The following is an 18,226-nucleotide window of genomic DNA, read 5'->3' as shown; positions in this document are numbered from 1 at the left end:
TCCTTTCTATTTACTTAATTGTTAATCTGTGATCTTCTAAGAGCTGTCTAATAAGATTAATTTCAGATGCTGAATATTTGCCAAATTTATCTCTACCTCTAAGATCTTTTTCACGAATCACCTCGAATACTGTTGCAATTGCTTCTCCCTGACTCTTGCCCTTTCCATGCATGCATACTTTGTATTGCTCAAAATTTAGGTCTTCTTCCCTTAAATTTGGATTTTGCCCTCTAATCTCTCGCACTAGAGCATTTCTTTCCCTTGTACTGAACCTTAACCCATCACTATTAGGACGATCAGAAATACTGTAGCATCTGACAACTTGCTGTCCGTCACGATAAACAGCAACTTTTAGGTTTCCCGTATCTCGATTTTCACCATTACGTGGATTAACACCATGGTTATCAAAACGAAAATAGACTTTTTCACTTGGATCTAAAATACCTTCATCATGCGCAGTAGCAAACATACTAAAAAGAATACAGGAAGGAAACAACCTGCACTTACATGATACAAGAAAGATGGACATTGATCTAAAAAAGATTCAAACCTTTGTCTGAAGCCTTCAAGATCTCCATCCACTAAACTCCTAATAAGTCCATCACCATTATTCATATAAGATACCCTTCTATTTTCTACGGCTAGAGACACCACTCATACTAGGAGCTTCAAACTTGGACTGCGGACCATCACCAGAACCATCAAGTGGCAAAGATGTTTTCTTACTACCATGAGCTTGAGATTGCGTCCGTAAATCATACCTAGGGCCATCACCTACAGGACCAGGTGGTAAAATTGTTTTCTCTAACTCAGAGAATAATTCTTCTGCAAACAGACCGTAATCTACATTTACTCTTTTACCTTCTCTACCACACAATCTAAGGTTTTTTATTATCTTTTCCTTAAAGAACTCAAATCTCTCAGGAAAGCTATTTTTAGCAAATAACATCATATCTAGTATTTCTTTTTTCTCTATTTCTTTTTCCTCATCAGACTTATAAATGTCTTCTCGTTTCCAGTTAACTATCAATTCTGCAAGTACACCCTTTATAGGAATTCTACCATTCGAAGTATCAATAATAGCAGTCTTTTTGTATTCATCCAAGCTGTCACACTCCCAAATTTTCATAATAACAGACCTAGCTTGAGCACTTGACTCAGGATTTTTCAACATCACATCTGAAAGTGAGGAAAGAAGAAGCTCATAGTCTCGCTGTGAGAATATTTTGTCCGAACAGTCTCCTCCTGCTGGAACGCCTTTATAACACCAGCACTGTACCAAATCATGAACCGTATCAAAAAAACATGACTCTATTAATTCAGCAAGAAGGGAATATACTCCCTTATCTTTCTGCAATAATTTCTGTAAAAGAGTATCTTTGTCAGCTATATTCCTTACACAAAAATCTAAAATAGGAGCGTCTTTCTCAACAGATTGAGGACGAGAAAGAGCAATAACAGCTTCTGTAAGCTTCTTTTCTTTATCTTCTTCTTTTAGATGATTATAAAAATACTCTACTCCTTCACTCCATTTAAGTTTTACAGCACTGTCAAAACCTTCTACTGCATCATACTCCTTTAATTCCCCAGACTCTCTATTGATCCAGAAATCAAAAATACGACCATTCCTCTTTATCGTATCTAGCAGGGAGTTTCGTACGTATTTGTCAATTTCAGTTTCAGTTTTGCCATCAAATTTACCAGGAGGAAATTTGCTCTTGAGAAATTCGAATCTTTTTTGAAAGAACGGAAGAATTTTTTCTACCACACAGTAACTAGAAGCCATCTCATTCTGCGAAGTGGATTATCGATTTCTCCTATTTTCTCTTCAGTCAATCTTGTACCTAAAACATCATTATTTAACCTTGTACCTCACCAACAACCTTCATCTTGGAATACATTGTGCAAAAACTTCAACTTATCACCCTTAAAGTATTTTATGTGCTCCATAAAGTTATCTTGAAGGACTCCCACCCATCTCTTGATAGCTGACTTCCTCCCGGCAGCAACTGTTGGATCTGGATGTTTAATAGCTTCCTGTAATTTTTTGGACATCGCAGCCCGAAGCTCTTTCTGTGTTGGCATTAACCCCTCCTATTAAGTATTAACAGTGTTATGTAAAAAAGGCATTGTACAGACATTAGAATGGATTGCAATATTAAAATTACTAGAATAGAGGGTTTAATAAAAAAATGTTATGGCTAAAACTTCTTTTCTTGAATTTTCTCAATATAATCAACAGAAAACCCTGTTATTTCAGCAATAACATCAATAGAAACACCCGCCTTGAGTGAATTTTTAGCCACAGCTATTTTAGCCTGTTTTTCGCCCTCTTCCCTGCTTTTTTCATGTCCGATTTGGATGGCTTCTTTATTTATGAGCTATATTAGCTGTGGTATTGTGTAGCAGATTATCCAACCTGGTGCTTCTCTACCTTTTTCCCACTTAGCAAACCTCATCTTTTCTTTTAGGTAATATTCTCTATAGGCTTCTATTGGATTACTACATTTATATCGATCAGGTAACGCTTGTGTAAAAATTTGTATATCAGCTGATTGAAAAATTAGCAAATCCTTATTATTATCACACCAATCTATAACTTCTTCGGATTTATGCGTTCTTTTGTATCGCAAGCTATACTCTATGCACAATTCTTTTCCATGCTTTATCAACCAATTAAAGTTTCCTTTTGAGTGTCTAGCCCATAGAGAACAAGGGTGGTTTTTGTGAGTAAGTTTATATGGAACTTCTATATTCTGGTCTGTGATGCTGACTAAAAGATTTGGCACTTTTAATGCTATTGAAAAAACATTACTCAGTAATTGAGCAGTTTCTAATGGCATTTTTACTATATGCTTATCACATAACATTTGTGCCGCAATTGCCGGGTTTTCATCTAGTACAAAGATGTTCATCTAGGTGTCAAAAGATAAAATCAGATTAAGTCTTTGACTTCGTTAACTGTAAGACCAGTAGTTTGAGCTATGATATCAATAGAAACCCCTGCTTTAAGTAGATTCTTTGCAACTGTCATCTTAGCTTGTTTTTCACCCTTCTCCACGCCAATTTGAATACCTTCCTCCTTGCCTTCAGCTCTGCCTTTTTCATGTCCGATTTGGATGCCTTTTGCAGTAGCATCATCAAGTTTTTGAGCGAGTACAGCCTGTTCATCAAGAATACGCTTTATCTCTTGTTCATAGGCAATAAATTCTTTTTCTGACCAGTTAAACCTATTTAGTTCTTCATATGCTCTTTTAATTATTAGATCACTTCCTATTATTCTCTCTAGCTCTTCTTCACTAGTTTCGTCTGCATATCTAAAGAAGTAGACCCATTTTTCAACTATACTTGAAAGCTGATCTTCTTTGTTTTTTGGAAATTTAGGCAACTCAACAAATATAAAGTAAAAATCTTTTAGATCATGTTCATTAGTATCTTCATCTCGAATAGTATGCTTTGATTTGTACTCAGACTTATCAGGAAATAAAATACAATCTGCTATAGCAATAAAGATAATTTCCTTAAGGTCTTGGTATTGATCGCCTTTATCGGCTTGTCTTGAATACGCTTTAGCTGCATAGTATTGGGCACGTTTTTCAAATCCTTTAGTTTTAGCGACCTGCATCTCACATATGTATTGAGCACCTGTAGAATCCCTACAGAGAACATCAACAATGCTTTGCTTTTTAGCTGCAATATCAGGGTCTTGAATAGTGCTTAAGAACTCTATATCATTAATTGCACTTTTACCAGTAAAACCTAATATATCATTGAGGAAGTGAATAAGAATATCCTTATTTTTTTCAGTACCAAAGATACGGCGAAATGATATGTCATTTTTTGGATCTAGAAACTTAGAAAGAGCCATGATGAATTAACCTAGAAAGCATTAATAACTATACACAATTGTGAAGAAATGTTCAAGTTTTTTATTTTTTTAAGTTTTGAATGCGTTGATGAAAAAAACGGCTGCCAGAGATCATCTTAGAACAGCATCCTCTACTTTAGACGTCCTTTTGTATATCTTTTTATAACCCCCTCATAAAGCGCCTAAAAACCCCGGCAAATGAATTCATAGATTCAGTAGCTATAAAGAGCTTTAAAAACACTTATTTTTGGTGTGAGAGGTTAACCTCCTAATAAAAATACGAGCCCAAAAGCTCAATTACCTAACATCGTGAGATTAACCTCTCACACCTTCATAATAAAAAATCCGAAACTCAATATCAACATATTTCAGTAGAAAACTTATGTTAAATCCATATCCTGTTAGTATGGGCGAAAAAAAGAAGGTATACGGATGGAGGTTGTTCTGGAAACCCTGGTCCAGGAGGCTGGGCTGCTGTAGTTATGTATGAAAATAAAAGTGTCTTTATCAAGAAACGTATCTCTGGAGGTGAAGAAAACACAACGAACAACAAGATGGAGTTAAAGGCTGTAATTAATGGGCTAAAGATGTTAAAAATTTCTTGTGAGGTTGTTTTACATACTGACAGCCTCTATATAAAACAAGGTATAACAGAATGAATGGAAGATAAACGGTTGGAGGACGGCAAATAAAAGCCCAGATGGAATTATGGAAAGAGCTAGATGAAACACCATATTGGAAGTGGGTTAAGGCTCACAGTGGCAAACGAGGAAGCAGATTAGAAAGGAAACTAAAAAGCTGAAATATAGGAATCATGAGATCCAGAAACCACTAAAAAAGAGAAGAACTCCAAGTTACGTAGATTAAAGACCGTAGCAACATAAGTTGCCTGTGCCATTTTAGCTTGTCACAGCATAGGCATTTAATATACTAGTTTTCAACAGGCATCTGAGAGTTAGTTTGTTTTGAAATCGTGTGAAAAAGAGTGACCGCTAGTAACATTAATAGTAGCCGTATAAAGCATACTAACGCTACAAGATATAAAATAGCGCAAAAGATAAGAAGCTGGAGGTTAAAGCGAGGATATACCCTGAAAGCTTTAGCAGATAAAACAGGCATAAAATATTACACGCTGCTAAAATATGAACAAGGGATATGTGGCATTCCAGATGAAGAGTTACAAATCATAGCAGATGCATTATCAGTTAGTTTGAGTAATCTATTTCCTAGACAAAAAGTACTCAAAGAAAATCGTTGTTTTGATAAAAGTAAGACCCAATGGATGTACAATTTCATAGGAAAGTACACAAAAACAAGAGGTCGAGAGCCACGCAAAGCAATTTACGCATTAACCAAATCTATCCGAGCTGAAGAGGAAAGTGATGTAAAAGCAGCAAGAGTAAGAATGGCGGAGAATATGCTGGAGGAAGGATTTGCTACTGATATAATCTACCGAGCAACAGGCTTATCAACTGATGAATATGATAATGAAGAGGAAAAAGGTTCTAAGCGTCGAAGCAAAAGACAAGAGATGAAAAAGTGGAGAATAATACAAGGGTATACGTAAGAGGAATTAGCAAAAGAGCTTGGTGTAGGAGGTCCACAGGTACATTACTATGAACAAGGGAGCACCATGTTCGGTGAAAGGTTATGGGAAATAGCGAGAAAATTATCAGTGGATGCTAAGGATCTGGTGCTTAAATCAACGGAAGAAGACTGCTGTGAAGACGAAGATGGTGAAGGAGAAAAAGAGCTATTAAGTTGGGTGAGAGAGTCTAAAAAAATTAACAATCAAGAATCATGAGATGAACTGGATACATGGGTAGAATTTTTATCCCAAAGAAGGCAAATTTACAAAGAAAAGATTGATAAAGTAGAGTCAATCAAGGTTGCGAATAATCTACTTATACTAGGTGTTTCTATTGATGATATTTCTCAAATAACTAGCTTGACTGCAGAGGAACTTGAAAATTATACTCCCAAATAGGCATCTACCGTCTTAAACATCAAGATAAAAATTATTGTTTTTTATCATAGCATTTAAACAAATGATGATTTTTCTCATTACAGCAACTAAAGCGACTTTGCCAGAGTCAACTAAACGCTGGTAAAATACTTTCATTTTTTTATTATGACGCATTGCAACCACAGCAGACATGTATAATGCTTTTCGAGCATAAAATCTGCCACCTATGACTTGGGCCTTGCTCACTTTCCTTCCGCTTTCACTAGTTTTTGGTGCAACTCCAACTAGACAAGCTATTTCCTTATTATCTAACCTACCAAGTTCAGGTACCTCTATGAGTAGGATACTTGCGGTTTTCCGTCCAACACCTTTATAGCTAGTTAGCAGTTTGCTTTTTTCCTTCAAATCAGGATCAGAGTTTATTATATCTTCTATGTCTTGCCTAATTTGCTCTAATTGTTTTTTTGCAAATTCTATCTGTTTTTCTATATATTCCCTGGCTTTTCCTGTAACCTTATGCAAACGACACTTATTTGCATGAACTTCATCGTTTAGATTGCGCTCAACTGCTCTTAGCTCTTTTAGTTCTTCTTGCTTTTGTGAAACTATGTATTCTATTACTTCGTCATTTTTTGTGATAAATTCAGCATATTTTTCTAGTAATTTTGCATCTAATTTATCTGTTTTTGCAAAGTGGTTGCAGGCTTTTGCAAATGCATACCCGATTTGGGTGAGCTCTGTGAACAGCTATGTTATGTTCTTGTAACAATTTTATTACAAGTTTCTCATAACCTCCTGTGGATTCTACTACACATAACTTAACAAATACGTTAGCCATTTTCGACTTTATAAACTCAGATATAGCTCTCTCTGCATTTTCTATACGCTGATGTTTATTGTTGATTGAGATATCAAGTGTTTCTTTTGAAACATCAATACCCACAAAAACTGTTCTAGCCATTTTTGTACCTATAAATATAATCAAATAATAATGTAAATGCTGTACAGGATTGTGATTCGATCTTTTAGATCCTCCTACCGTTCGTACTCCATTTTTTAAAGCTAGGAGTGTACTGAGATGCCTACGATTTCTATCAATCAATCCAATTGATAGTATCACTCCTTGCTCATTATAGTCTTGCGACTTTGATTTAATATACAATCCACTTCGATCTTTAGCAGGGTATTCCCAGGAATTAATCGTCTGACAGACAAATGAACGTACTTCTGTACCATCATCTTTTTTGATCCCAACCATGCTGATTACTTCATCAACAATTCCAGGAATTTCACTGGCAGTTTTAGCCACTTCACATTGAGGTAGCCAGGTTGGACGATTGCAATCATCAAGATATTAGCCCAGTGTACCAACTATGATGATGTCTTTATCCCGAATATGTTGAAACTGATTGAGCCAAGCCATCATCTCCTGAGCAAGTGTGCCGTAAGCAGCTCTTTTGTCTTCTCTTCCCGATCTATCGGAAAAAGCCTCAGGTTGCATCCTTGCCCATAAAAAGCATAAACGTGATGCAACAGTGATACTATCGATAAAAATGCAATGATATTTAAAAAACTCCGAAGAAAGATCTTTGTACTTGCCAGATACATGCTCATAGTGCCTTTGACTATATGCTTGATCAGACTTCAGTGCAGGATTTGGCCCACCAATAAGATAAGCTATATCTCTTGCTTCATTCCAAGTGCGAATCTCAGTTGAATCTCCTTTCCAGTCCTGAACTGCTAAAAGCCCTGCTTCAAAATCAAGACAAAGTGTTGTCGACTCATCAAGAGTTTTAAGTAGACTAGTTTTGCCGATTCCATAAGGACCAAAGATTACCATTTTTACACCTGTTACTGTTTTTACTCTTTCTTCGTTACTTATTATTTTTAGAGTCATAATGTTTTTGTTCTCCCCCTATGTTTTATATACCGGAATGGTTCTCTGTTGTCGGAGGTTCTAGAAAACTTTTTTTTGTATGTCGTCTTATTCTTCTGAGAATGTCATAGACTGTTGTCCTTGCTATTCCACGTATTTCAGCTACTTCTGGAACACTGAAGATTTCTAGCTGTCTGCATAGAACTTGCCATTCTTGAGGTAGTGTTGAGACAATGTAATCAAGATCACTACGGTCTGCTATTTCATCTTCAAAACGGCACCTTTCATCAGCAATGTTATCTAAAATAGTATGATCTATATATAATATACCTTGTTTGCCACCACGCTTTTCGCATGATTGCCTATACACTAAGTTAATGGCACGGCACTTAACGAGTTGTTTAACAAAAGCGACAAAACAACTTTTACTCTCGTCATATTGAATAATTGTTGACCAAACAAGTAAAAAAAGTTCTTGTTCAATATCTTCAATACTTTCATCGGCAAAACATTTAAGGCGTTTAAGATATTTTACATAATACTTTACGTACTTAACAACTATAGGATTAATTCCCGAGTAAGAGTTCTGCGATTTCATAATTTTTCTTGAATAATTAACTTCTTCAAGAGTGATCGTTTTCGGGGACTGATACCTGTTGCAAAAGCTAGTTGTGTGTAAGTATTGTGGACGTGCTTACTGCGGAAGACGAAATTACAGCAAAGAAAAAAAGATTGTGTATACTTATTACACTTGCCTGGGTACAAGAAATTTTTACGGGAATAAGGTATGCACTAACAGATCTATTCGTGGAGAAGTGTTAGAAACAGGTGTGTGGGAAGAAGTAAAAAGTGTATTAAAAAATCCAGATAGGATGGTAAAGGAGTATCAATGTAGAATTTCAGAACATAAGAATGAATTATTAGATGAAAGGTTTGCAAGACGTGAGAGTCAATTAAAACAAAATATTAAAGAACTTATAAATGATTATTATATTCAAGAGAATACAAGTGAGGAAAAATATATAAGTAAGGAAGACTTTAAGCAGGCAATGAAAAAAATGAAGGAACGTTTAAAAGAGATTGAAGGAGAGAAGAAAAAGGTGATTGATCAAAAGGGACTACAGCAGAAAATGAATCTTATTACAAATAGCATAAAGGGCTTTTATTCTAGTGTTAAATCGGAATTGGAACACCTGGATTGGCAAGCTAAACGTAGTCTTATTAGGACATTAGTAAAAGAAGTCAACATTGATCTTGATGAAGTAAATGTAGTATTTAAGATCAGAGAATTCAACAATCCTGCCCAGAATGGACAAAATCAGAAGTTGGCAGATTGTCTAAGGTGTCTGGGCACTGGGATGACAGGAGAAGAAGGCTACTTGGATGACACCTTCCTGCCCAGTTCATGTTGCTATAAATATTAAGAAATTTACCAAGCGAAAAAAAAGGCAAAAGAAGCCCTGGGGTTATTATCCGCTTTAAAATATTGGCGTTTTTTATGTTTTAAACGCTTGACAAGCGAGATTAAGTTGCTTTTAATTGCAACTAACCTACGCTGTAAATGTTTAAGAAATTTACCAAGCAGAAAAAAAGGCAAAGAAACCCCGAATTAGCTAGTCCTTTACTATCTTTGTCGAGTATTGGCATTTTTTGATGTCTTGTAACGCTTTGTAAGCGCGTTCAGCTTATTTAGATAAAAATCTAGATGTAGATGAAGTTTTGTAAAGACATACAGTATCTATATACTGCAAAAAATTGAACATAAGACGCCGATACATTAAGTAATCCTTACCTTTTAATCTGCAGATTGACGAAAGCAAATACAATAGCTTCACTATCATGATAAGGGGACTGGCGGAGTTTGTCAAGTAATTCCGTTTCTTATGGGTAAAAAAAAGAGAAACTCTAAGTTGCAGCCGCACAATGTTTCTCTTTTCTGCTGTTGATGATTATTTCGCCTATTGTAACTGCCGCTAGAATAAAGCAGTAATATACCTGTGTTAATAAAGAAACAGGTGATACAGAAGCTATACTTCCTGCTAGCAATAGTTGAGAACCATAAGGTAAGATGCCTTTTGTAGCACAAGCAAAAACATCTAATAAGTATGCACTGCGGTATGGTACAATATCGTGTTTCTGTGCGAGTCTTTTTGCAATGCCACCACTTAGTAAAATAGCAATGGTATTATTGGCAACTAAGGTAGTAAACATAGACGCAATTCCTGCTATCACAAATTCAGCTTTAGTTTTTGTGATATTGCTTTCATCGATGAGTTTATGCAACGCTTTTTGACCTTGTTTGTACATTATATGGCTCAACCCACCGATAAATAGAGCAAATATCACTATTTCGTTTACTTTTTTGAAACCGTCATACACGTCATGAGGAAATTGAACGATGGCATAATCAAAAAAAGCTATTCCTAGCACACCAGCAATAATTATGTTTACAGTTATTGTTACTAAAGTGGTGACTTCAAGCAGCCCCATGATTATTAAAGAAATATAAGGAATAATTTTTATTATAGAATAATAATCTAAATTTGATATAGAAATAATTTTTGTACTACTTGAAATCACTGCCAGATAGGTGAGTGTTATAATACCTGCAGTAAATGCAACCTTAGAGTTTATTTTAAGTTTATCTTTTGCTGAAGCTCCCTGTGAAGAAACAGATGCAATGGTGGTATCAGATATCATTGAGAGGTTGTCACCAAACACGGCACCACCTACTACAGTTGCAGTTCCTATTTCAAGGCCAAAAGCTCCACTTTTTGCCAGATTAACAGCTATAGGTACCATCAGCGCAACAACTCCCATAGATGTACCAATTGCAGTTGAAATAAAAGCAGAAGCCAAAAATACTCCAGGCAGCATTAATCTTGCTGGAAGGAAATTAAGAATTAAATTAGCAACAGTGTCTGCGCTACCAATTGATTGAGTAACCGCAGAAAATGCTCCAGAAAATAAAAAAATTAAACACATAGTAAGGGTATTTTTGTCACCCATGCCCTTGATAACAGTATCGATGTTATGCTGAATTTTATTTGTACCACGTGAGACAGCAAAAAATAGCGCTGGTAACAAGCAGATTACTGGTGAAACCTGATGAAGTGGATTATCAGTTCCGATAAAAGAAAAATAAGCACCACTTCCAAGGTACAAGATTAAAAAAATAATCAAAGGGACAAAAGCTGTCATTTTACTGTACCTCAAACTTACGACTATAACTAATTAAGTGGTTTTAAGCAAGTTTGGTTTTCACTAGTTTTGCAGGAAGTTGACAGCAGAGTTTTAAACTTCATATTTAATCTACTAAATAAATAGCACATGTAGCCGAAGGGTTTATATCTTGTGCTATACTTTATTTTATGTCATGCAAACAGTTGATATTAGCATACATCCAAATAAAGTAATGGAGAATATAAAAACCATATCAGTAAAAGACGATAACGTTAGGCTGGATAGGTACATTAGAAGAATCTTTCCTGATCTAAAGCAATCTGTAATTGAAAAATCTTTAAGGAAAGGGTTAATCAAAGTTGATGATTGCAAAGCAAAGTCTAGTGATAGAGTAAATTCTGGACAAACTATAACGCTGAAGCACTTGAATTATATTGAGAATGCTAATTCTGATCGCAAATATAATGAAAAGTTAGTGAATCTACTAAGAGAGAACATATTATATGAAGACGAATATATACTAGCTATAAACAAACCCGCAGGGGTCATCGTTCAAGGTGGCGTAAAAGTAAAGATTAGCATTAGTGATTTGCTTGACCAAATAAGAGAGGAAGAAACATTTAAAATTGTCCATAGGCTGGATAGAGATACGAGTGGAGTGATAATATTCGCACGCAATGCTAGTGTTGCCAGATACCTTATGGAGGAATTTAAAGGACGAAGGGTAAAAAAAACTTACTTGGCATTGACTTCTGGCATACCGAGCAAGGATAGTGGAACAATAGACTATCCATTGGTGAAAAAATATGTTTCAGGTCAAGAAAAAGTGGTCGTTGATGAAAATTCACCTCAGAATGCCACTACGCATTTTTCAATTATAGCAAGGTTAGAACATAATGTCGCTTATTTAAAATTACAACCAATTACCGGCAGGACCCATCAGTTACGTGCACATTTAGCTCATATAAATTGCCCTATTCTTGGTGACGGTAAATACGGTGGTAAAAAAGCTTTTATTAATGGGGTAGCAAATAAAATTCACCTTCATTCGCATTCTTTATCTTTAAAATTACCAAGCAATAAAGAAATCACTGTTATTGCTCCTATCCCTAAGCACATTGAAAAGTCTATTGAAGTGCTATTTTTCGACTGAAACGATTTCACCAATCAACTTTTCTGTCTTTGGCTTTGATTTGAAGCACAGATATTAGGCTAATTAATGCGCAGGCAGTAAGATAAATACCTGCTGCAAGTTTTGTTTCGGTTTTTTCTATAAGCCACATGCATATGTATGGAGAAAGGCCACCAAAAATTCCTGCAGATATGTTATGTGCGAGGCTAAAGCCGGTGCACCTAACTTTCGTTGGAAATAACTCACAGGCAAGAGAATTATATATCCCAAAAGATGCACCTATCGGCACACTTATCAACAGAAAAGTGAGCGTTACAATATAGTGATTATCATACGATAATAGCGAAAATACCGGCAAACCGGCGCAAGCTAGAGCTACTAATGTAGGAATCATTACATTTTTTCTTCCAACTTTATCAGACAGTATTGCAAACAGCACTGCAGACGCTCCAAATGTAATTTCAGCTATAATCCTTACTACATTTTTAATATTGATGCCTGAGAGAATAAGTTTTTTTACAGATATGTTGTAAAACATGATTGCTGAATAAACGATTGCATTTTGGGCTATACCAAGTCCAATTGCTATCACAAATACTTTTTTATAGTCCCTGATTAATTCTAAAAATGGAGAATGAGATAAGCTTTTATTTTTATCGTGTGTTTTATATGCTAAGCTCTCTTCCATTATATATCTTGTTAAAAAGCCTATTATGCCCATAATGAAGCAGAAATAGAAGGGCAACCTCCAGCCCCAAATTTCATAATTTTCACCTATAAACTTTTTGCAAACAGCTATCATTACAAAGCATGTAATAGAACCAAGAGCACCACTAAAAGCTTTCATGCTACCTAAAAAGCCTAGATCTTTTTTATCGCTTGAATGCTCTATTAAAAAAGCTGAATTGATACTTGTTTCTCCACCTGCTGCCATTCCTTGTGTTATTCTACAAAGCAGAAGCAGTATAGGAGAAAATATTCCTATTTCTTTAAAGCTTGGTATAATCGCAATTGCAGTAGATGATATTGAAGCTAATATTACGGAAGTCAACAAAATTTTCCTTCTGCCGTATTTATCTCCAATATAACCAAAAATAAATGCACCAAGTGGTCTAAATCCAAATCCAATTGCAAAACTACCAAGAAATTTGATTGTGCTTAAATAATCGCTTTCTGAAGGAAAAAAAACATTGCTTATTATATGTGTTAAAACTCCAAATAGAGTTAATTCATACCCTATAATCATGTTGCAGATTATGCCCGATAGTATTGCCTTTTGGATGTCAGTCATAATTTTTCGATTTAACATAACCTAATATATAATTAACCGGTGCTCCTTGCTATAAGATTTTTCATTCAATGATCTGCAAAGACAACTCACGTAAATGCTTATCCTCCACCTTGGAAGGAGCACCCATTAGAACATCTTCACCTTGCTGGTTCATAGGAAAACAGATTACTTCACGAATATTTGGCTCATCAGCAAGCAGCATAACCATTCTGTCAACCCCTGGTGCTATACCGCCGTGAGGCGGCACTCCGAACCTGAATGCACGCACGAGCGCACCGAATTTTGTATCAACTTCTTCTTTGCTGTAGCCTGCAATGGCAAAGGCCTTATACATGATATCCAGCTTGTTACTACGAATCGCCCCGCTTGACAGTTCTATTCCATTGCAAACAAGATCATATTGGTAAGCAAGGATATCCAGTGGATTTTTGTCCTCTAAATCTTTCAAGCCGCCATGTGGCATGGAGAATGGGTTATGAAAGAAATCGATTTTTTTACTTTTATCGTCATATACAAAATAGGGAAAATCAATGATCCAACAAAACTTGAAGATATTATCATCTATAAGACCTAATTCTGACCCTAAAAGAGTGCGCACTTTTCCTGCAATTGTTGCTGCCTCATTCTCTTTGTCAGAAGCAAAAAACACGCTGTCTCCAGACTTTATATCCGTTATTTCTTTTATGGAATTTAGCCTATTGTTATCGAGGAATTTAGCAATCGGTCCTTTCGCAGTTCCATCTTTATCAAACGTTATATATCCAAGACCCTTAGCACCGAATTCTCTTTGCGCATGTTCTATCTTTTTATCAAAGAAGCTGCGTGGTTCCTCTGCTGTTTTAGGTGCAGGGATGGCTCTCACTACCATACCGCGCTCAATATTGCTTTTGAAAATATTGAACCCTGAATCACGGAAAATTTCTGTAACATCGCTGATTAATAGTGGATTACGCAGATCTGGCTTATCAGAACCATATTTGAGCATTGCTTCTTTGTATGTAATACGTGGAAAATCTTTATCGACAGACTTACGAGAAAATTTAGCAAACACTTTATATAAGGTAGACTCAATAATCTGAAAGATGTCTTCTTGAGTCACAAAAGACATTTCAAGATCTAGTTGATAAAACTCCCCCGGAGAACGGTCAGCCCTTGCGTCTTCGTCACGGAAACACGGTGCAATTTGAAAATATTTATCAAACCCTGAAACCATGAGCAATTGCTTAAAAATCTGTGGAGCTTGCGGCAATGCAAAAAATTTACCAAGATTTAGTCTGCTTGGCACCAAATAATCACGTGCACCTTCAGGGGACGAAGCAGTAAGTATTGGAGTCTGAATTTCCAAAAACCCTTGCTCTATCATGAGCTTGCGGAGTTCTGCAATAATTTGTGAGCGCAGAATAATATTGTTGCGGGTGTTTTCTCGCCTTAAATCAAGAAAACGATATTTAAATCTCATATTTTCTGGGTATTCTTGTTCGCCAGCAATGCTCGCTAATATACTTCTTTCTTCTTTTGCTATTTCTTCATCACAGTGGAACTCAACTTCTGATTCAACGTGTAAATTGCTAACTACAACCTCAATTTCTCCGGTTGCGATAGAGCTGTTTACCGTATCTTCAGTTCTAGCTTCAACTATTCCTGTAACAGTAATTACACTTTCTGATTTTAAATTTGAAATCTCATCAAAAAAATCTTTGTCATTATTCAATACTAGTTGAGTGATTCCGTAGAAGTCTCTTAAATCAACAAAAATTAGGTTACCATGGTCGCGCTTACGGTATAACCATCCAGAGAGGGTAACTTCCTTTCCTACATCATTCTTCCTTAATTCATTGCACGTGTGAGTCTTGTAGCAGTTCATATTTGTTTTACTTCTAAATTCTTTAAGAAGTATAGAAATAAACCTTACTACATACAAGCCCATTCATTCGGGTATAGCTAAAGTAATTCAGGTTTACCTATAATTTGATAAGCGCAAAATCCGTCATTCCGCTACGTGTTAGCAGATGAGATACCGCGGCGGTATGACGTAGGGAGACCTGATCTGTAGCTGTATTTGTCCAATTTACGAAATAGAGCAGTATTACTTTTATACTGTCTTTACCCGCAAAAAAATTGCACAATTTCTATAATTATGGTGTAATAGTAAGGGTATTTTTAATGAATTAGATACAGGAAATGCCACTTACACAGATCATATTATATAGCGTAACATTACTTGCTGTAGCTGCAGTATTTCTCTTTTTGAGAAAAATATACAAAAATCGCATTAGAAAAATCATATTTCCTAGAAAAGTTTTTAAAGAAGAGTGGGAAGAAGACAGAAAATTCAATGAATTATATCAAAAAAATAAGCAAAAAGAGTTGATGAAACAACAAGAAACGCTACGCGAGAAACAAAAAGATGTGCAAGTTTATAAAGAAGATCCAGAAATAGTTGACATAGCAAAACCGGTAGGTAAATGGACAAAGATGGTTATGATGGGTAATGGTTTAATGCAGCGTTTTGCACAATTGATACATAGAGAAGGCGGAAAGAAAGGATTTTGGGAGCTATTTATAAAAGCTCAGGCTTCAACTCAAGGTAAACATAAGGGGAAGGGCAGATAATTCATGCTCGAATGTGAAAATTTATCCTGCGCTCGTAATAACAAAGTATTATTTAAACATCTCAGTTTTAAAGCTGAGCCAAAATCAAAGATTCTAATCACTGGTCCAAATGGTAGTGGTAAAACCAGCTTAATTAGAAGTTTATCTGGACTTTTACCGCCGGTATCAGGCAATATAAGGTACTGCGGAAAAGACATATATGATGATCCAAAATCCTATATACCTTCTATGGTCTATATAGGCCATAAGAATGCCTGTAAAGATAGCTTAACTGTTGCTCAAAACATAGAATTCTGGGCAGGAATACGAAATACTAGGGAATTGATTGTGGCAGCTGTTTGTTGCTTGCAGTTGCAATCTGTACTTAATATTAGATATGGCGAACTTTCTGCAGGCTGGAAAAGAAGAGTTGCGCTTGCTCGCCTCTTGATTTCTAATGCAAACGTTTGGCTGATAGATGAACCATTTTGTAATCTTGATAGTGCAACGTGTGAATTAGTGTTGAACCTAATCTCAATACGCTCTGAGCAAAATGGTATAGTAATTATTACAGGGCATAGCTCTACAGAGCAATTGTGTGATTTTACAACGATTGATATACGCGATTTCAATAGACTTCTTGCATAATAATTTGGCAGCGCGTTGAGAAACGAAAAACTTACTTGACAAACTCCGCCAGCCCCCTTATCATGACAGTGAAGCTATTGTATTTGCTTTCGCCAATCTGCAGATTAAAAGGTAAGGATTACTTAATGTATCGACGTCTTATGTTCAATTTTTTGCAGTATATAGATACTGTATGTCTTTACAAAACTTCATCTACATCTAGATTTTTATCTAAATAAGCTGAACGCGCTTACAAAGCGTTACAAGACATCAAAAAATGCCAATACTCGACAAAGATAGTAAAGGACTAGCTAACTCGGGGATTCTTTATCTTTTTTTCTGCTTGGTAAATTTCTTAAACATTTGCAGCGTAGGTTAGTTGCAATTAAAAGCAGCTAAATCTTGCTTATCAAGCGTTTAAAACATAAAAAACGCCAATATTTTAAAGCGGATAATAACCCCAGGGCTTCTTTTGCCTTTTTTTTTATTTGGTAAATTTCTTAATGTTTATAGCTAAACTGGATCCAAGTAGTCAGGGCACTGGGATGACAAGAAGAGGGCACTGCCGTCATAAGGGAACCAGTGTCAGCTACTTGGATGACAAAAAAAGGAGGCTACTGGGATGACAGAAGAAGGAAGCACTTGAATGACATCGTTTACTATACAATGTTTGCACAGTTCTGGATAAAAAAATTAGCTAACAAATTTGTAAACATCAGTATACAGCTCATCAACGCTTGGTTCTTTATTATTTTTAGCAAAATCTTCCGACTTTTTTACTAAATCACGTACTTCCTTATCAATTACTTTACATTCTTCTTCTGAAGCAATTTTATTATCTATCATGTATTTCTTTAAAGTGCCTATAGGGTCATGATTTTGCTTCATATCTTCAACTTCTTCTTTTAAGCGATAAGTAGCAGGATCTGACATCGAATGGCCGCGATATCGATATGTCTTCATTTCAAGCAGGATAGGCCCTTTTCCGCTGCGTGTGTGTTCCGCTACTTCGCTTGTAGCCGCATAAACAGAGAAAAAATCCATTCCATCAACTTGTTTTCCAGAAATACCAAAACTTTCTCCTCTTTTATATAACTCTGTTACTAAAGTTGATCTTTGCACAGAAGTTCCCATTGCGTATTCGTTATTTTCTATGATGTAAACCACAGGCAACTTCCACAAAGCTGCCATATTAAATGATTCATATACTTGTCCTTGATTTGCAGCACCGTCACCAAAATACGTGAATACCACGTTATCTTTTTTCTTATATTTATTAGCAAATGCTATTCCTGTGCCAATTGGAACTTGTGCTCCCACTATTCCATGTCCGCCGAAGAATTTTTTTTCAACGTCAAATACGTGCATCGAACCACCTTTACCTTTCGAGCATCCTGTTTCTTTGCCAGTGAGTTCTGCCATTACAACATTTGGGTCAGAATCACATGCGAGCATTAAGCCATGGTCTCTATAACTTGTGATAAAAGCGTCACCTAATTTTGATGCAGCTTGAGTTCCAGCTGCAACTGCTTCTTGCCCTATTGATAGGTGACAGAACCCACCTATTAATCCCATTCCATATAATTGTCCTGCTTTTTCTTCAAATCTGCGTATGAGTAGCATTTTCCTATAGAATCCAATTATCTGTTTTTTAGTGAAATTTTCTGCTTTCATATCGATTTCTTTTTCAT

General features: G+C 35.9%; 17 protein-coding genes and 4 pseudogenes. 8 read left to right on the top strand and 13 right to left on the bottom strand.

What is annotated here, in order from left to right:
* Window positions 1-10: 10 nt before the first annotated feature.
* From OM966_RS07220 to OM966_RS00715, 6 genes and pseudogenes are all read right to left on the bottom strand, one after another.
* The gene (locus OM966_RS07220) at window positions 11-469 is read right to left on the bottom strand and encodes a hypothetical protein (RefSeq protein WP_319604185.1); all 459 of its coding nucleotides are present in this window, start codon (window positions 467-469) and stop codon (window positions 11-13) included.
* A 159-nt stretch (window positions 470-628) separates the two neighbouring features.
* Window positions 629-1,786, bottom strand: coding sequence for a cytoplasmic incompatibility factor CifA (locus OM966_RS00725; protein ID WP_319604183.1), 1,158 nt, complete (start codon window positions 1,784-1,786; stop codon window positions 629-631).
* Window positions 1,787-1,872: 86 nt separating this feature from the next.
* A complete protein-coding gene (locus OM966_RS07215) occupies window positions 1,873-2,085 on the bottom strand; it encodes a hypothetical protein (RefSeq protein ID WP_319604181.1) in 213 nt (70 codons plus the stop codon).
* 116 nt (window positions 2,086-2,201) lie between these two features.
* Window positions 2,202-2,372 (bottom strand): annotated as a pseudogene (locus OM966_RS07465) (pyrimidine dimer DNA glycosylase/endonuclease V); the annotation flags it as partial.
* A gap of 9 nt (window positions 2,373-2,381) precedes the next feature.
* Window positions 2,382-2,915, bottom strand: a complete 534-nt coding sequence (locus tag OM966_RS00720; protein ID WP_264328452.1) for a pyrimidine dimer DNA glycosylase/endonuclease V — start codon at window positions 2,913-2,915, stop codon at window positions 2,382-2,384.
* Between the two features lie 20 nt (window positions 2,916-2,935).
* Window positions 2,936-3,868: an Rpn family recombination-promoting nuclease/putative transposase gene (locus OM966_RS00715; RefSeq protein ID WP_264328451.1), complete on the bottom strand. Its 933-nt coding sequence runs from the start codon at window positions 3,866-3,868 to the stop codon at window positions 2,936-2,938.
* A 395-nt stretch (window positions 3,869-4,263) separates the two neighbouring features.
* On the opposite strand from OM966_RS00715, the pseudogene OM966_RS00710 reads away from it, so the two are divergent.
* The 3 genes and pseudogenes from OM966_RS00710 to OM966_RS00700 all read left to right on the top strand — a co-directional run bounded on the left by OM966_RS00710 (window position 4,264) and on the right by OM966_RS00700 (window position 5,672).
* A pseudogene (locus OM966_RS00710) lies at window positions 4,264-4,670 on the top strand (RNase H family protein).
* A gap of 183 nt (window positions 4,671-4,853) precedes the next feature.
* Window positions 4,854-5,435 carry a helix-turn-helix domain-containing protein gene (locus OM966_RS00705; RefSeq protein WP_264328450.1) on the top strand — a complete coding sequence of 194 codons (582 nt, stop codon included), beginning with the start codon at window positions 4,854-4,856 and terminating at the stop codon, window positions 5,433-5,435.
* A gap of 66 nt (window positions 5,436-5,501) precedes the next feature.
* Entirely contained in the window at window positions 5,502-5,672 is a 171-nt protein-coding gene (locus OM966_RS00700; protein WP_264328449.1) for a hypothetical protein, read from the top strand.
* Between the two features lie 195 nt (window positions 5,673-5,867).
* On the opposite strand, the pseudogene OM966_RS07460 reads toward OM966_RS00700, so the two are convergent.
* The 3 genes and pseudogenes from OM966_RS07460 to OM966_RS00685 form a co-directional block, all read right to left on the bottom strand.
* Window positions 5,868-6,795 (bottom strand): annotated as a pseudogene (locus OM966_RS07460) (IS110 family RNA-guided transposase).
* A 201-nt stretch (window positions 6,796-6,996) separates the two neighbouring features.
* A pseudogene (locus OM966_RS00690) lies at window positions 6,997-7,731 on the bottom strand (ATP-binding protein); the annotation flags it as partial.
* A 25-nt stretch (window positions 7,732-7,756) separates the two neighbouring features.
* The gene (locus OM966_RS00685; protein ID WP_264328447.1) at window positions 7,757-8,308 is read right to left on the bottom strand and encodes a sigma-70 family RNA polymerase sigma factor; all 552 of its coding nucleotides are present in this window, start codon (window positions 8,306-8,308) and stop codon (window positions 7,757-7,759) included.
* Window positions 8,309-8,366: 58 nt separating this feature from the next.
* Between OM966_RS00685 and OM966_RS00680 the strand changes: the two genes are divergently transcribed.
* Window positions 8,367-9,134: a recombinase zinc ribbon domain-containing protein gene (locus OM966_RS00680; protein ID WP_264328446.1), complete on the top strand. Its 768-nt coding sequence runs from the start codon at window positions 8,367-8,369 to the stop codon at window positions 9,132-9,134.
* 481 nt (window positions 9,135-9,615) lie between these two features.
* Here the strand turns inward: OM966_RS00680 and OM966_RS00675 are convergent, their stop codons facing one another.
* Complete coding sequence (locus tag OM966_RS00675) at window positions 9,616-10,911, bottom strand: Na+/H+ antiporter NhaC family protein (protein ID WP_264328445.1); 1,296 nt, start codon at window positions 10,909-10,911, stop codon at window positions 9,616-9,618.
* Between the two features lie 214 nt (window positions 10,912-11,125).
* Between OM966_RS00675 and OM966_RS00670 the strand changes: the two genes are divergently transcribed.
* Window positions 11,126-12,046 carry an RluA family pseudouridine synthase gene (locus OM966_RS00670; RefSeq protein WP_264328574.1) on the top strand — a complete coding sequence of 307 codons (921 nt, stop codon included), beginning with the start codon at window positions 11,126-11,128 and terminating at the stop codon, window positions 12,044-12,046.
* A gap of 7 nt (window positions 12,047-12,053) precedes the next feature.
* Here the strand turns inward: OM966_RS00670 and OM966_RS00665 are convergent, their stop codons facing one another.
* Window positions 12,054-13,316, bottom strand: coding sequence for an MFS transporter (locus OM966_RS00665; RefSeq protein WP_264328444.1), 1,263 nt, complete (start codon window positions 13,314-13,316; stop codon window positions 12,054-12,056).
* A 61-nt stretch (window positions 13,317-13,377) separates the two neighbouring features.
* On the bottom strand, window positions 13,378-15,180 hold the full coding sequence (aspS, locus tag OM966_RS00660) for an aspartate--tRNA ligase (RefSeq protein WP_264328443.1): 1,803 nt from the start codon (window positions 15,178-15,180) through the stop codon (window positions 13,378-13,380).
* 317 nt (window positions 15,181-15,497) lie between these two features.
* On the opposite strand from aspS, the gene OM966_RS00655 reads away from it, so the two are divergent.
* The 3 genes from OM966_RS00655 (at window position 15,498) to OM966_RS00645 (ending at window position 17,161) form a co-directional block, all read left to right on the top strand.
* Window positions 15,498-15,929 carry a hypothetical protein gene (locus OM966_RS00655; protein WP_264328442.1) on the top strand — a complete coding sequence of 144 codons (432 nt, stop codon included), beginning with the start codon at window positions 15,498-15,500 and terminating at the stop codon, window positions 15,927-15,929.
* A 3-nt stretch (window positions 15,930-15,932) separates the two neighbouring features.
* Window positions 15,933-16,556, top strand: coding sequence for a heme ABC exporter ATP-binding protein CcmA (gene ccmA / locus OM966_RS00650; RefSeq protein ID WP_264328441.1), 624 nt, complete (start codon window positions 15,933-15,935; stop codon window positions 16,554-16,556).
* Between the two features lie 482 nt (window positions 16,557-17,038).
* Window positions 17,039-17,161 (top strand): hypothetical protein, encoded by a 123-nt coding sequence (locus OM966_RS00645; RefSeq protein ID WP_264328440.1) that lies wholly within the window; start codon window positions 17,039-17,041, stop codon window positions 17,159-17,161.
* Window positions 17,162-17,228: 67 nt separating this feature from the next.
* Here OM966_RS00645 and pdhA read toward each other — a convergent pair whose 3' ends face one another.
* On the bottom strand, window positions 17,229-18,209 hold the full coding sequence (pdhA, locus tag OM966_RS00640; RefSeq protein WP_264328439.1) for a pyruvate dehydrogenase (acetyl-transferring) E1 component subunit alpha: 981 nt from the start codon (window positions 18,207-18,209) through the stop codon (window positions 17,229-17,231).
* Window positions 18,210-18,226: the final 17 nt, after the last annotated feature.

The sequence above is a fragment of the Wolbachia endosymbiont (group A) of Andrena hattorfiana genome, from assembly GCF_947179565.1.
Lineage (GTDB): Bacteria > Pseudomonadota > Alphaproteobacteria > Rickettsiales > Anaplasmataceae > Wolbachia.
The sequence above is the reverse complement of the archived record's forward strand: the minus strand, read 5'-3'. Positions and strand labels throughout refer to the sequence as shown.